The organism is Jejuia sp. G7-7, assembly GCF_055808955.1.
This window is the reverse complement of the sequence record NZ_JBVVSZ010000001.1, coordinates 817,052-832,291: the sequence shown is the minus strand read 5'-3', so window position 1 is coordinate 832,291 and position 15,240 is coordinate 817,052. Positions and strand designations below refer to the sequence as shown.

16 protein-coding genes and 3 pseudogenes are annotated in these 15,240 nt (G+C 31.2%); 6 read left to right on the top strand and 13 right to left on the bottom strand.

Annotated features, from left to right (window positions below; all coding sequences use genetic code 11):
• Positions 1–3: 3 nt before the first annotated feature.
• The 4 genes and pseudogenes from AC0L5U_RS04160 (at position 4) to AC0L5U_RS04145 (ending at position 3,047) form a co-directional block, all read left to right on the top strand.
• Positions 4–1,037, top strand: a pseudogene (locus AC0L5U_RS04160) (o-succinylbenzoate synthase).
• Between the two features lie 403 nt (positions 1,038–1,440).
• On the top strand, positions 1,441–2,211 hold the full coding sequence (locus AC0L5U_RS04155; RefSeq protein ID WP_473414816.1) for a lysostaphin resistance A-like protein: 771 nt from the start codon (positions 1,441–1,443) through the stop codon (positions 2,209–2,211).
• A 214-nt stretch (positions 2,212–2,425) separates the two neighbouring features.
• Positions 2,426–2,671 (top strand): hypothetical protein, encoded by a 246-nt coding sequence (locus tag AC0L5U_RS04150; protein ID WP_473414815.1) that lies wholly within the window; start codon positions 2,426–2,428, stop codon positions 2,669–2,671.
• Positions 2,628–3,047, top strand: a complete 420-nt coding sequence (locus tag AC0L5U_RS04145) for a hypothetical protein (protein ID WP_473414814.1) — start codon at positions 2,628–2,630, stop codon at positions 3,045–3,047. The genes AC0L5U_RS04150 and AC0L5U_RS04145 overlap by 44 nt, the downstream gene beginning before the upstream one ends.
• Positions 3,048–3,134: 87 nt before the next feature.
• Here the strand turns inward: AC0L5U_RS04145 and AC0L5U_RS04140 are convergent.
• From AC0L5U_RS04140 to gcvT, 13 genes and pseudogenes are all read right to left on the bottom strand, one after another.
• Positions 3,135–3,851 (bottom strand): annotated as a pseudogene (locus AC0L5U_RS04140) (YebC/PmpR family DNA-binding transcriptional regulator).
• Positions 3,852–3,999: 148 nt separating this feature from the next.
• Positions 4,000–4,173, bottom strand: a complete 174-nt coding sequence (locus AC0L5U_RS04135; RefSeq protein ID WP_473414813.1) for a hypothetical protein — start codon at positions 4,171–4,173, stop codon at positions 4,000–4,002.
• A gap of 240 nt (positions 4,174–4,413) precedes the next feature.
• Positions 4,414–4,605 carry a hypothetical protein gene (locus tag AC0L5U_RS04130; protein WP_473414812.1) on the bottom strand — a complete coding sequence of 64 codons (192 nt, stop codon included), beginning with the start codon at positions 4,603–4,605 and terminating at the stop codon, positions 4,414–4,416.
• Positions 4,606–4,782: 177 nt separating this feature from the next.
• Positions 4,783–4,947 carry a hypothetical protein gene (locus AC0L5U_RS04125; RefSeq protein WP_473414811.1) on the bottom strand — a complete coding sequence of 55 codons (165 nt, stop codon included), beginning with the start codon at positions 4,945–4,947 and terminating at the stop codon, positions 4,783–4,785.
• Between the two features lie 10 nt (positions 4,948–4,957).
• Complete coding sequence (locus AC0L5U_RS04120) at positions 4,958–5,554, bottom strand: carboxy terminal-processing peptidase (RefSeq protein WP_473414810.1); 597 nt, start codon at positions 5,552–5,554, stop codon at positions 4,958–4,960.
• 10 nt (positions 5,555–5,564) lie between these two features.
• Positions 5,565–5,738: a S41 family peptidase gene (locus AC0L5U_RS04115; RefSeq protein WP_473414809.1), complete on the bottom strand. Its 174-nt coding sequence runs from the start codon at positions 5,736–5,738 to the stop codon at positions 5,565–5,567.
• Entirely contained in the window at positions 5,704–5,835 is a 132-nt protein-coding gene (locus tag AC0L5U_RS04110) for a S41 family peptidase (protein ID WP_473416161.1), read from the bottom strand. The genes AC0L5U_RS04115 and AC0L5U_RS04110 overlap by 35 nt, the downstream gene beginning before the upstream one ends.
• A 2-nt stretch (positions 5,836–5,837) precedes the next feature.
• On the bottom strand, positions 5,838–6,053 hold the full coding sequence (locus tag AC0L5U_RS04105) for a hypothetical protein (protein ID WP_473414808.1): 216 nt from the start codon (positions 6,051–6,053) through the stop codon (positions 5,838–5,840).
• Positions 6,038–6,289, bottom strand: coding sequence for a PDZ domain-containing protein (locus tag AC0L5U_RS04100; protein WP_473414807.1), 252 nt, complete (start codon positions 6,287–6,289; stop codon positions 6,038–6,040). Before AC0L5U_RS04100 ends, AC0L5U_RS04105 begins: the two co-directional genes overlap by 16 nt.
• Entirely contained in the window at positions 6,193–7,026 is an 834-nt protein-coding gene (locus tag AC0L5U_RS04095; RefSeq protein ID WP_473414806.1) for a hypothetical protein, read from the bottom strand. Before AC0L5U_RS04095 ends, AC0L5U_RS04100 begins: the two co-directional genes overlap by 97 nt.
• A gap of 18 nt (positions 7,027–7,044) precedes the next feature.
• A complete protein-coding gene (locus tag AC0L5U_RS04090) occupies positions 7,045–7,338 on the bottom strand; it encodes a 4a-hydroxytetrahydrobiopterin dehydratase (protein ID WP_473414805.1) in 294 nt (97 codons plus the stop codon).
• Positions 7,339–7,489: 151 nt separating this feature from the next.
• Positions 7,490–8,319: pseudogene (locus AC0L5U_RS04085) on the bottom strand (sugar nucleotide-binding protein).
• A 24-nt stretch (positions 8,320–8,343) separates the two neighbouring features.
• Complete coding sequence (gene gcvT / locus AC0L5U_RS04080) at positions 8,344–9,426, bottom strand: glycine cleavage system aminomethyltransferase GcvT (protein WP_473414804.1); 1,083 nt, start codon at positions 9,424–9,426, stop codon at positions 8,344–8,346.
• Between the two features lie 290 nt (positions 9,427–9,716).
• On the opposite strand from gcvT, the gene AC0L5U_RS04075 reads away from it, so the two are divergent.
• Positions 9,717–10,133 carry a hypothetical protein gene (locus AC0L5U_RS04075; protein WP_473414803.1) on the top strand — a complete coding sequence of 139 codons (417 nt, stop codon included), beginning with the start codon at positions 9,717–9,719 and terminating at the stop codon, positions 10,131–10,133.
• Between the two features lie 16 nt (positions 10,134–10,149).
• On the top strand, positions 10,150–15,180 hold the full coding sequence (locus AC0L5U_RS04070; protein WP_473414802.1) for a DUF5724 domain-containing protein: 5,031 nt from the start codon (positions 10,150–10,152) through the stop codon (positions 15,178–15,180).
• Positions 15,181–15,240: the final 60 nt, after the last annotated feature.

Genomic DNA, 15,240 nt, shown 5'->3' with positions numbered 1-15,240 from the left:
GTAATGACTGCAACTTATCATAATTACATTCTGAATTTTAAACAAGCGAGTGGGACTTCTAGAGGCATTTTAAAAACCAAAGAAACATGGTTTATTATTTTAAATTCAGAAGGAAAAGAAGGCATAGGAGAGCGTGGTATGTTTAGAGGACTTTCAATTGATGACAGACCAGATTTTGAAGCTAAACTAAAATGGACTTGCAACAACATCAGCAAAGGTTTAGCGTATTTATATGGTGAATTAATGGAATTCAAGTATTCAGTTTGGATTAGAAATGGCCTTTAAAATCTTTAGAAAGCGAATACAAATTTGATGTATTACCTTCAGAATTTACAAAAGGCAGAGATTCCATTCCTATAAACGGACTCATTTGGATGGGAACTAAAGCCTTTATGAATCAGCAAATAAAAGATAAAATTGATGCTGGTTTCAATTGTATTAAAATGAAAATTGGAGCTATCGATTTTCAAACGGAATTAGAATTATTACAATCCATAAGAAAAGAATTCACTTCAAAAGATATAGAATTACGAGTAGATGCAAATGGTGCTTTTAAAATAAGTGAAGCTTTAGAAAAGTTAAAGATACTCTCAGAACTTGATTTGCATTCTATCGAGCAACCAATCCGACAAGGACACATTAGCGACATGGCTCATCTTTGTGAAGCTACACCATTATCAATTGCTTTAGATGAAGAACTAATAGGTGTACTTTCAGTAACAAAAAAACAAGAATTGCTACAAACAATTCGCCCGCAATACGTTATCTTAAAACCCACCTTAGTTGGTGGATTTCAAGGTAGCGATGATTGGATTACTATTGCAGAACAACATAAAATAGGGTGGTGGATCACAAGTGCTTTAGAAAGCAATATTGGACTTAATGCTATTGCACAATATACTTATAAAAAGAACAATAAATTACCCCAAGGTTTAGGGACTGGCGGTTTATTTTCTAATAATTTTGAATCGCCTTTGTGTGTAGAAAAAGGATGTTTAAATTACAATACTAATAAAAACTGGAAAATTAAATTATAATGAAATATATACAACAAGCTTATAAAGGAGAAAGGGAACTATGGATGTTTATTTTAACATCTATTTTAATTTCCGGAATGTTCATCCTTAATTTTATAATATTTCTATTTACTTCTAAAGAAGATATGGAAGCTGCATATGATTTGATGAAATCAATTCCAGGAAATTTGAACTTGCTCGTTAATTTAATACCATTTGCAATTCTACTTGGGCTTTTGTTTGTTCTGGTAAAGTTCATACATAAGCGAAGTATATTATCGCTTACGACTTCCAGACCCAAAGTAGATTGGAGTCGGGTATTATTTTCATTTTCACTAATTGTAAGTATTACTTTAATTCTTTTGGTATTTCTTATTATAGTGATTCTTCAGAAATAATTTGGAATTTTCAACCAACACAATTCGTGATTTTACTACTGATAAGTTTAATACTATTTCCTTTTCAAATAGGTTTAGAGGAATATTTATTCAGAGGTTATTTTATGCAACACATTGGAACCATGGTGAAGAATAAATGGTTCCCTTTAATTCTTACGTCAGTTTTATTTGGAATTGCACATAGTGCAAATCCCGAAGTAGCTGAAATAGGACCAGTAATTATGGTGTTTTATATTGGAACTGGACTTTTACTTGGAATTATGACCTTAATGGATGAAGGGTTAGAGCTTGCATTAGGGTTTCATTTTGGTAATAATTTATTAGCTGCTATATTAATCACTTCAGATTGGTCGGCATTGCAAACAGATTCTTTATTCAAATATACATCTGAGCAAACAGTTGATATTCTTTCAGAAATAATTGCACCAATACTAATTGTTTATCCAATTATTTTACTAATAATGTCAAAGAAATACAAGTGGAGCAATTGGAAAGATAAATTATTTGGACCAGTAGTTGAACCACCAAAGAGAAGATTACAAAATTTTAGAAGACTAACATATATGATTCCAGATTACACCAAAGTACACAGACGATTTAAACTTGATGGGATTAGTTACAACCGTGAAGATTTAATGGAAGTTGCATACAGTTTTGTAAAAGAAGGCTATCCTTACCAAGAACAATTGGGACTTTTTTTACTAGATTGGTTAGACAAAAATGACTCTATAAATGTTAAAACTTCTGGCTCAACAGGAAAACCAAAACCCTCAAAATTAAAAAGCAGGCGATGGTAAATTCTGCTATTATTACTGGAGATTTTTTAATTTAACACCAGGTAAGAGGTTTTAAACTGTTTGCCTTCAAATTTTATTGCGGGAAAAATGATGATGGTAAGAGCTATAGTTTTAGGTTTAGAAGTAGATATGGTTGTGCCTTCTGCATTACCTCGAATTGATTATGAAAAAGATTATGATTTTTGCGCGTTTACACCAATGCAACTTAAGAATTTTGCAAAAATATTTAAAATCTATAAAAACTGTTATTGTTGGAGGGGGACGTGTTTCTAATCATATTAAAGGATTGATTAAAGACATAAAACCACAAGTGTATGAAACTTATGGTATGACGGAAACCGTATCTCATATCGCAGTTAAAAAACTAAATAATTTTATAGATTCTGATACTGACGGAAATTTTAAAGTATTACCAAATGTTAGTATTTCTCAAGATGAACGTGGATGCCTTGATTATTGATGCTCCTAATTTGTGTGATGAAAAAATAGTAACCAATGATATTGTAAAAATACATTCTGAAGATGAATTTGAATTGATTGGACGTTTTGATAATGTAATTAATACTGGAGGCATCAAAGTGTTTCCAGAACAATTAGAAGCAAAACTTCAAGACAATATGTCTAATCGTTTTTATAGGAAGTGTTTGGATGATACTTTAGGAGATAAAATAATATTGATTGAGGGTCAAGAAAGAATATTGGACGATTCATTGTTTGATGACTTAGAAAACGTATGGAAAAGCTTCAAATCTATATTTTTTGTAAATAAATTTATAGAAACCGCTTCTGGAAAAGTGCATCGTGCGAAAACCATACATGAGGTTTTGGGGTCATAAAACACGTAAATTTTATTATGCTGAATTTATCCAGCATAATATATTTATTTAAATAACCTTGATACTAAAACAAGTGTTAAGAATGGATTACTCAGTAGTCTCTTCCATGGTATGATATACATTTTGCACATCATCATCTTCCTCCAGTTTTTCTAAAAGTTTTTCAACATCTTCAGCTTGCTCAGGAGTAATTGTTTTTGTCACTTGAGGAATACGTTCAAAACCAGAAGATAAAATTTCAATGCCTCTAGATTCTAATTCAGATTGAATTGCGCCAAAACTTTCAAAGGCATAGATTAATATACCATCATCATCGGCAAAAACTTCTTCTGCACCGTAATCAATAAATTCTAATTCAATTTCTTCAGGATCTAAGCCTTCTGGCGTTTATTCTAAAATTACAAGTATGATCAAACATAAAAACAACAGAACCAGAAGTACCTAAACTTCCATCACATTTATTAAAATAACTTCTAACATTTGCAACAGTTCTAGTATTATTATCAGTAGCGGTTTCTACTAAAATAGCAATACCATGAGGTGCATAGCCTTCAAAAACAACTTCTTTATAATCGCCTTGACTTTTATCGAAGGCACGTTTTATGGCACGCTCTACATTGTCTTTTGGCATGTTTACAGATTTTGCATTCTGTATGACTGCACGTAAGCGCGAATTACTATCAGGATCTGGACCACCTTCTTTTACAGCCATTACAATATCTTTACCAATACGAGTAAAGGCTTTGCTCATAGCGACCAACGTTTCATTTTTCGTGCTTTTCTGAATTCAAAAGCTCTTCCCATAGTTTTAAGTTAAAGTTAGTAAAGTACTTAAAGTCTTAATATTTTGATGTTGCAAATTTAATAAACCAAATTAGTCTTTTGGAAGTGCTTTGATAAAACCTCTCGTTTGCACCATTTAATTGATTAAGTGCAATTTGTTCGTTCTTATTTAATTCCGCATTAATTTTATTGTAGTCTTTAACACCTTTATTGAGTTTTTTACTTGCGCATTATAATCATCAATTTGCTTTTTAGTACGCTTTTTTTGTGGTGTACTTTCAATGGTATTTTTAATAGTTTCAAAATCTTCACTTAAAACCAAAAACTCTGTGATGTTTGGCACTTTATTATCAGCTTCATCTATAAAAAAGTTAAACGCTTCTTTAGTTGCATTGATGATACTTTTATCATTTTTATATAATGTTATGTCGTTTAAAATTTCTAAACCTTCTTTAGCAGAAACTGCTTAATGCGAAGCGACTTTGTTCTATGGCGCCAACATCATTTTTTTCAATGGCATCCATTAGGTAAAACTTCGCTTATAAAAACTTTAAAATATTTTTAAATACATATCTTGTAATGCTTAAAGCTTCATTGGATATTGCATGCATTTAAATCGGTATCGCCTTAATAATTTGAATTTTATGTTTGTTGGCAAAAGCATAAAATCTGTTTCGTATTCTTGTTGAGATTCTTTCAGTTTTTTATCTGCTAATTCTTGAGCCAGCATATAGGCTTCCATAAGATCATAAGATTGTTCTGCAACTTCTTTCATATCAATTATTTTAGCATAATCTTGCCTCAATAAATCTAAATTAAAATTGAGATGTTTTAAAACTTTATTCTTGTAATCATCGCCATCAAAACCTTTTGCTCTGTTATTTTTCCAATAGCACGTTCCACTGATTTAATCAATAATTTTCTTCTGGCATCAACAGTTCTATCACTTTTACTATGTGCAATTGCTTTTGTATAATTCCACATGTTTTTTGGTTATGGTTTTTTGCTCTTTACCAACAAAATCCAAATATTCTGATGCTGTTTTAAAGTTTTGCGCTGTAGTTGTAAAAGATGCCACCAGCACTATAATGGCAATAGATGTTTTTAATAAATTCATGTGTTTTTTATTAATTATTACTGTTTGGTGTTATGATGTCGTTTAAAATAAAAAATGCTTCTTGTATTGTGATATCTTTTGACACATCTTTTAAAACCGTAAGATTAATTTCATTTTTTGATGTATCATAAAGTAATACTCTGTCGGTTGCCGACGTATTCTTTATAATTAAATTATTTTTATTTGTGGTATTACTAGTTTTAAAGTTTTCCCAAAGTACTTTATATGCGTTTATATCTTGAAATACATTATCTAATGTAAGCGGATATTGAGTGTTTTTATTAATATAGTTTTTTACTATATTTTTATTTACATCCACAAGAAAATCAAATGCAGCACTTTCTTTTATTCGTTTTTTACTTCGGATTTTAATAGTATCTAAATCTATCGTTTTTAGAGGTTTAAAAGTCAACGACACTTCTACATCATCATTAGGTAAGGTATAATCTATATATTGCTCTTCTGTTTTAAAATTATCATATAATGAAGGTAGTTTTATATCTGGAACAACACCAATAGATTGGCGGCTTTTACCTGAAGCTCTATAAAAACTTTCTACCGTTAATTTTGCAAATCCTAAATCTTTAGTGTTATTAAGAGGTAACACCACTTGTGCACTAGACTTGCCATGTGTAGTTGTACCAACAATAATAGCTCTGTGGATAATCTTGCATTACAGCTGCAAAAAGTTCTGAAGCCGAAGCACTAAAATTATTAACTAAAACTACAATTGGTGCTGTAAATACTGTACCTCTTTTAGTATCTTTTAAAGTGTAAAGTAGAGTCATCATGATATTTCATAATGGTAACTGGCCCTCTATCTATAAACATTCCTGATAAATCGACAGCTTCTTTTATGGAGCCTCCACCATTAAATCTTAAGTCAATAATTAAACCATCAATTGCATCTTTTTTAATTTGTATATTTCTTTGGCAACATCATTTGCCATACCTAAACCATTAACAGATTCAAAATCTGTATAAAATCTTGGGATGTTGATATAGCCTACTTTAAGTGAATTATCTTGTTGCTCAATAATATAACCTCTAATAGAGTTTTCTTCATTTTCAACAATGCTTTTAATGAGTTTTACATCTTTAACCATGCCGCTTTTTTCTTTATTTTAAAAGTAGCTTCGTTTGTTGAACCTACATTTAAAAATTCTATAACAGCATCGTTTGATACGCAAAAGGCTTCTAAGGTAATATTGTTAGATTCAATAGATTTTATAACATCATTAACCTCTAAATTTTGATTTTTGAAAGCGGGACTACCTGGAGCAATGTATGAAATAACAATATCGCCATTGTCATTTTTTGAAGTTGTAATTCCAAAGGACATTTGGTTATTACTAAGTGCGTGTTCAAATACATCTTTTTCTGAAGCATTAAAAAAAGTGGAGTGGGGTCGTGATATTTTAAAAATGCATTTAAAAATGTATGTTCTACCATTTGGGAAACACTCCCATTTTTATTGAGTTTTTCATTCAATAAACATATCTCCTTAGCGATGACTCTTTTTTTAATTTCAGCTTCATTCAATTTAAAATTAGCTTTAATGACGTTAACGTTAGTAGTGTCCTCAATCATTTCTAATAGAATATTGTAGCGCACTCGTTTTGACCAATATTTTTTTGCAGCATTTGTGTCTTTAAAATATTTGAAATCTTTATTGGCATCAAAATATAAAGTATCCTTACCAGAATAATCTAGTGGTTTAGTAATTAACTCCTCTAAATACAATTTTGAGTTTTTTATATGTGTTTCTACTGCTTGTGCATATTTAGTAATGAATTCGCAATTCTGAGTTTTGATATAATCATCAATTTTGAATCTATCATTCTCAAATGTAGCAATATCTTGTTTGGTAAATAATCGTTTTTCATCATCTAAATCTTTAACGAAAATTTTAAAAACATGGTTAGAAAGTGAATCGTCTACTTTTTTTGGTTTATAATGTTCGTTTTCAACCACTTTCTTTAATGCAGAAACCTGTTCGCAAAAAGTAGTGTTCTGGCTAAATGTTTGAAAGCCAAAACATAATAAATGTGTAACAAATATAAATGTAGTTTTAGTCATTAAATATTAGTACAAGTACTATTCGTCTTCAGGTTCTACAATAGTTTCAATAGCTTCGGCGAGTTTAAAATCTTTATCGGTAACACCATCGGCGTCATGAGTAGAGAGCGAAATTGATAATACATTATAAACATTACTCCAATCTGGATGATGGTTTAAGGCTTCACATTCAAAGGCAATTCTGCTCATAGCACCAAAACAATCTTTGAAGTTTTCAAATTCGAATTCCGCATGTATAGCATTATCAAAATAGTCCCAATCTGGATATCGCAATAATCTTTTTTCTATATCTTCTTCTGAAAGTTTATTCATTTTAAAAATGTTTTAGAATTAACAATTGCCACCTTAAAAAAGGGGAGGAATTATTAAAGCTTTGATTTTAATAATTCGAACTAATTGTTTTAATTTTTGTCATGTATTTAGCAATTTCTACTAAAATAATTAATTTTTAACATTATTAAAGCTACAATTTTAATTCATTCAACAAATAATTGCTATTTAATTGTAAATGCTTAGGAAGTTTGTTGTATTTGGGAAGTACCGCCAAATATCTATCATCATTTGTGGTATATACTCTTTTGAAAATTGGATTTTCTTTTAATTCTAAAGCGTTTATAATTTCTTTTATAAATTCATCGTGATGCACCAAATCAGTACTTCCGAGATGAAATATGCCAGACTTATTCCGGTTAATGATATAATGAATTTGCTGTGTTAATTTTGAATCTGTGGTTACATTTAGTATTAAATTAGGAAACACTTCAATAGGTTCTTTTTCTTTGATATTTTGGGCGATTTCTTGAACCCTTGGAGAGTGTGTTCCAAATACCATTGGCAACCTTAAAATGGCGACTTGTCTTTTTGGTAAGCGCAACAACATATTTTCAATTTTAATTTTAAAATGGCCGTAAACGCTATTACTTAAGGTTTTATCCTGCTCATAACTGGGGTATTTACTATAGGCATCAAATACATTAGCAGATGACAAGAACATCAACTTGGTTTTATTAACTATGAGATAATCTGAAAGATGCTGATGCAATAAAACTTGTTTAGAAAAATCGCCTCTTAACGCCGAAATAATAATTGTAGGTTTTACGATATCTAGAATTTCGTAAATATCATCGTCTTCAAAATTGTAATGAAAAAAGTGTTGGTTTTTTCTAATTGACTATTTGACGTACTGTAAGTTGAAAATGTTCTAAAATAGGAGCACAGCTCTTTGTAAATGGCATTCCCTAAAAAACCACTACCTCCTAAAATTAAAATACGATGTTTATTTTCCTGCTTCATCTTCATACTTCAAGCAAACAACGATTACCCTTTATAAAACGGTAATTTTACAACTGTAGCAGGTACTGCTTTTTTACGAATTTGAATGTTGATTTTGCTACCAGCATCTGCAAAAATAGGAGGGACGTAGCCCAAACCAATACCTTTACTTAATGATGGTGCCATAGTTCCAGAAGTTACAGTACCTATTTTATTGCCATTACCATCTACAATATCGTAACCATGACGAGGAATACCACGTTCATCTAATTCAAAACCGACTAATTTACGATCTGCACCACGTTCTTTTTCAGCTTTTAAAGCTTCTGAGTTTGTAAAGTTTTTTGTGAATTTTGTAATCCAACTTAAACCAGCTTCAATAGGAGAAGTGGTATCATCAATATCATTGCCGTACAGGCAATAGCCCATTTCTAAACGTAAGGTATCACGAGCAGCTAGTCCAATAGGTTTGATACCAAAATTTGTTCCTGCCTCTAAAACTTTATCCCAAATTTGCTCTACTTCATCATTCTTACAATAAATCTCAAAGCCGCCGCTACCAGTATAACCTGTAGCCGAAATAATAACATGATCAATCCCTGCAAAATCTCCTACCACGAAATTGTAAAACTTAATGGCTGATAAATCTTCGCTGGTTAAAGATTGCATGGCTTCAATGGCTTTAGGGCCTTGAATGGCAAGTAGGGAATAGGCTTCGCTTAAATCTCGCATGGTGGCACCAATAGCGTTTTTAGACTGAATCCAATTCCAATCTTTTTCAATATTACTGGCATTAACTACCAATAAATAGGTGTTTTCTTTAACTCGATAAATGATTAAATCGTCTACAATACCACCATCATCATTTGGTAAACAACTGTATTGCGCCTTACCTATAGTGAGTTTTGAAGCATCATTACTAGATACCTTTTGAATTAATTCTAAAGCGTGTTCGCCTTCAATCAAAAATTCGCCCATATGAGACACATCAAATACACCAACAGCATTACGTACCGTTTCGTGTTCTATAGTTACACCTTCATATTGTACAGGCATATTATATCCTGCAAAAGGGACTAGTTTAGCACCTAAAGCTTCGTGCGTTTTTGTTAAGGCAGTATTTTTCATTTATGCGTTTTTATTAAAATGTAAACTATTAGGAAGCAAATTAATAAGGTACTAGTAATAACAACAATTGCATATTTAGATTTAAAAGAAGAAACAATATCATCAAATGTTGCTCCAATAAATTTTAAAATCCCTATTAAAAAATCCTCCATAACTATGAACACAAATGTATTGAAAATATATAGATATTTAATTTTCTAAATCTCTAATGTCATCAAGTAAAAGTACAAATAATGAAAGGCTGTTTTTGTGTAAATTATCCTATATTGCAGTAATCAATTTATAAATAAGTGCAAGAATTTCTCATCAATTTAAAGCGATTAGGAAAACGGAAAATTTATACCGAAACTATTACTATAGAGTATCAAATTAATGATTTAAAGGATTTAATTGTAGCCTGTGTATCAAGTAAAGTGAAACAATATAATTACAAAAGAGAACATAATAAACTTCTATCCTTTTTAACACCTTCGCAAATTCAAGAACAATCAGAAACTGGAAAAATAGGTTTCGGAGACATCAATAATTTTAAAATGGCAAATGAAGCTGAAAGTATAGAAACTGCACTTCAAGCTTATAAAGACGGCATGTTTTTAGTGTTTGTAAATGATGATGAAATAACTGCTTTAGAAGACAAAATTACCATTGCCCAAGATACAAATATTACCTTTTTAAGAATGACATTTTTAACTGGGACCTATTGGTAAAAACCAAATTTTTAGTATGATTAAATTAGAAGACGCACAAGCCTTTATTGAACGTAAAAAACCTTCGGCATTACGAAGAAGTCATTTTGATAGTTTCAGCAAAAAATACAATGTATTAGGATTGTTAATTACACAACTTTCAAATAAAACTTCACAAAGTTATTACTCAAATAACTTGAACGTAGCCCCTTATAAAGATTATTTTGGAACTGACTTATCAACAAATCCATGGCAAAGTAAAGAAGGTTTAAAATTAGCAAAATTATTGTTTGGAGAACATCAAGCCATTTACATAGCAGACGTTTGGGACTTAATTTTAAAATCTCCATATCAAAGTGGATATGCAAGACGTTCATTTAGAAGTAAAACTGCAGATGACTATACCGTAAATAGAATTCGTTTTTTACAAAATTTATACAAATCTGGGTCTCTGGGCTATTCAACATTATCTATTTTAGAATTGGCACAATATGATGTTTACGATGAATACTATTACAAGAATCATTCATATCTATTTGCAGCTGCTTTAAATAGTAAAAAACAATCTGAATCACTTCATAATTTAATAAAAGATATTTTTTTAAGTGAAGATGAAATTGGAGGTGTAACTAGAGGTTTGGTTAAAGGATTATTACTAACCAACAATCCTAAAAATTGGAAGTTAGTAGAAGATTTATTATTGGCAGCTCAACGCCAAGAAGGCTTAAGGCAAACCATTTTAGAAGCTTTAGACGAAACCTCTATTGGCGCACTTCATTATTTTATAAAAGTGATTTTAGAGCACAACTTAATGCGATTTAGTAGCGTAGTAAGAGCTGTAGATACTTGGTTTGGCTTTGGATGGGAAGCCCCAAAAACAGCCACTATAAAAAGAGTTTTAGAACTAAGTCTGTCCTTTTTTGAAAATCCTACTTTAACCAATGATGCATTAACAAGTAAAGATAATTTAGAGGTATATGTAGCGTTATGGTTTTTAGGCTTAGAGGATGTTGATGGTGCGAATTTGAAAGCTATTGACTTAATTAACAATGCTAGTAAAGACAAAAAAATATTAGCCTGTATGTTTATCTCACAAACAGGGAGAACAAATCATAAAGTTTTAGATTGGATTAACTCAAATTTTGGAAACGATTTAGAAGTAGATTTTTGGGTTTTGCAAACCATTCCAGTTAACCCAAAGCTAAGCGATGAGTTGTTCAACAACATAAAACACTACGGAGAAAGCCTTCCAACTAAAGGAAAATCTGTTAAAGGGCAAGTTTTTTCATGGACTGCTTACACCATTAAACCCAATTACTTTTTTGAGTATTTAGTAAATCATGCCAATAAAGACCAGCACCAGATATTAGCCAAAAATTTAAGTGTTATAACTTCTGATGAGCGTAGTAATTTAATTAGAAAACTATTTCCAGATCATTATTCTTGGTCTTATTATAATGCAAATCAAAAGAAAAATCCGAAGGTTAATTTGAGAACAGCACCTTGGAAAAGAGACGTTATTCATCAAGCCATTAAAGATAGAAACACGTCTGTTATGGCAACAGGAATCAGTTTGTTTGAATCTATAGATTTGAATGATGATGATATTTTGGTTCTCGAAGATTTGCTACAAAGAAAGCATAAAGATTTACGAGAAAATATTATTAAACTGATATTAAAACAAAAAGAAAATAGGGTGGAAGCCATCACTACAAACCTCATAGAATCTCCGAAAGTAGATCAAAGGTTGGCTGCCCTAGAAATAATGTCTGTACTACATGATACTAATCGTATGGTGCCGTTTGTTGATGCTCAAATTAATTTATATTCAGAACGGCCAAAACTATCCAAAAATGAACAGGTTTATATCGATAAATTTTCTAAAACCACTCAAGCTTATAGTTTCGAAAATGGTTTTGGTGCTATAGACTATAATAATTTAGAACCATTAATCACTCCTAAAATTATTTTTGGAAACGCTAATAAATCATTGCTTTCAAGTATTATTTCAAAGCTTACTCCAAAAGCTACTTTTTTGTTCAGTAATTTAATTGATAACGAAAAAACAGTACATGCAATCAACTCGCTTATTCGTCTGTTTGAAAAACATCAAAATTACGAGTACGAAGCCTTTTATCAAAATGGCACAAAAGAAGTTGTTTTACTCTCAAGAAGTATCAATTATACAGATAAAAAGGCACATGATCTGGAAGATGCCAGAGCGAAATTACAATTTCTCCCTTTAGCTGATGTTTGGATAAATTGGTATGAAAATTCTAAGTTAAACGACTTTGAAATGTTAGCAGCTATTTATTACTGCGACAATTTCCCTTATTTATATAAAAGCGAACAGTACATTAGTTTTGTAAAACAATACATTCCTAATTTTAATGGATTACGATTAGTTAAATCTAACAGATGGGATTCTATAAACAAAAAAGTAGGACGACTTTTAGACCTTATTTTTAAAGGTTTTGCAGATTACCCAACAGTACTTCAATTTAAAATTGATGTATTAGAAGATGCTATTGCAAGAATTCCAGAAGATTTAAAACGAAAAACGACTAAGGACCGTTGGAACCAAAAAGTAACAAATTGGACTGACATTATAGAATATCAAACTTTAGAGTTAAACTCACTATCTACAGAATTACATCAAATTCCGAATAACACCAAATTACTTAAACGCTATTGGGATTTAAAAATGTATTTATTTGCAGCTAAAGTAACCCATCCAAAAACGCCTATTAATATTTCTGAAATTGCTAAAACAGATATTAATACGGTACAACCAAATTTCCCGCCAGAATGGATAACAGTAGCATTGTTCAAAGCTAATGTGATTAATGCAGATGATTTTAAATATCAATTACTAGTAAATACAGGCTTATTAAATAGTATAGAGAAGACCAGATATTACAAGAATAATAGTATTAATATTGATGCTATTCCTTCAGATATTGCACATGATTTGAAGAAAAACTTACTATCTGTAGAATTAGAAAGAGGCGATTTATCTACTGAAGCCTCACACTATATGAATCATTTAGGTTCTGTAGAAGGTACACACTATTTATTCGAATTATTAACACGTTTAGGAAAAGACACGTTCCATAGAGGATATTCATGGTATCGTTTTGATTCTAAAAAGGAAGTGTTTAGTAACTTAATTAAAAAGAGTATTCCGAAGAACACCGAAGAATTTCCAGATTTTTTATCTGCAGCAAAAACTTCAAAAATCACTAAAAAACGATGGATTGAAACTGCTATTTATGCGCCACAATGGGCAAATTGGATTGGCGAATTTTTAGGCATTGAAAAACTGGAAGATGCCGTTTGGTGGTTTCATGCACACGCATCAGACTATATGAATGCTGAAAAAGAAACCATTATTTCTAGATATTCTAATATTGATCGCGCTGATTTTGCCAAAGGAGTTATAGATCTAGATTGGTTTAACGAGGTATATCCTAAGTTTGGAAAACAAAACTGGAAAGTACTACATGATGCTGCCAAATATATTTCTGATGGGAATGGACACCGACTTGTGAAATTGTATTCTTCTGTAATTCTTGGAGAAATTAAAATCCGAGAAACATTAGCTAAAATACATGATAAAAGAGATAAGGATTATGTAAAAGCTTTTGGATTAATTCCTTTAAGTAAAGCTAATCGAAAAAAGGACCTTTTAAATCGCTATAATATTTTACAGGAATTTTTAAGAGAGAGTAAACAATTTGGATCTCAGCGACAAGAAAGTGAAAAAAATGCTGTAGAAATAGCTTTGGATAATTTGGCCAGAAATGCAGGATATGACGATAGTATTCGGTTTTCCTGGGCAATGGAAGGGGAGGCTACCCAAAAAATTATGGAGCAAGCAATTGTTGAAATAGATAATGTGGTTGTAGAACTATTTGTAAATGAGCAAGGAAAGGCTGATGCAAAAGTTACTAAAGATGGGAAATCCCAAAAATCTATTCCTGCGAAATACAGAAAAGATAAGAGCATTAAAGCGCTTCAGAAAAATAAAGCTTACTTAAGAAAACAATACTCTAGAACTCGTGTTTCTTTAGAAAATGCCATGTTACGAGAAGAAGTATTTACTAAGGATGAACTTAAAAACATCTTAATACATCCTGTTGTAAAGGCCATGTTAACCAAATTAGTGCTGTTTAATAAAACACAGGGTACCTTTGGCTTTTATAAAGATGATAAATTAGAAGATAACGATGGGAATCTAGTTCCCATCGAACAAAAGGACGCAATTCTCATTGCACACCCGTCTCATTTATACCAAAGTGTTGTTTGGGATTTATATCAAAAACATGCTTTTGACACCAAGTTGGTACAGCCTTTTAAACAAATATTTAGAGAGCTGTACGTAATTACTAAAAATGAAATTGAAAGCAGTTTAAAATCAGAACGTTATCAAGGCCATCAAATACAACCTCAAAAAACAGTAGCATTATTAAGGACTAGAGGTTGGACGGTAAATCATGAGGAAGGTTTGCAAAAAGTATATCACAAAAAAGGATTTATCGCCTCAATTTATGCCATGGCAGACTGGTTTTCTCCTGCCGATATAGAAGCACCAACATTAGAGCATGTGGCATTTCATTCTAGAAATAACTACCAACCAATACCTTTAACAGATATTGATGCTGTAACGTTTAGTGAGGTTATGCGCGATTTAGACTTGGTGGTAAGTGTGGCGCATGTTGGCGGAGTAGACCCAGAAGCGAGTCATTCTACCATGCAAATGCGAGGTGCATTAGCAAGAGAAACTGCCAGATTATTTAAAGCAAGTAATATTACTGTAAAAGAAAGACATATTTTAATTAAAGGCACATTGGCAGATTATAGTATTCATTTAGGAAGCGGGATTGTAAGCAAAACAGGATTACAATTGTCTATAATTCCTGTGCATAGTCAACATCGCGGACGTTTGTTTTTACCCTTTATAGATGATGACCCTAAAACTGCAGAAATTATTTCTAAGATGAAATTATTATCAGAGGATAATAAGATTAAAGATCCAACGATTTTGGCTCAGATTCAACGGTCATAGTTTTTATTTTCGATATACTTTAGAATAAAAGGCCATTGGGCTTAAAATATTCTATTTTAC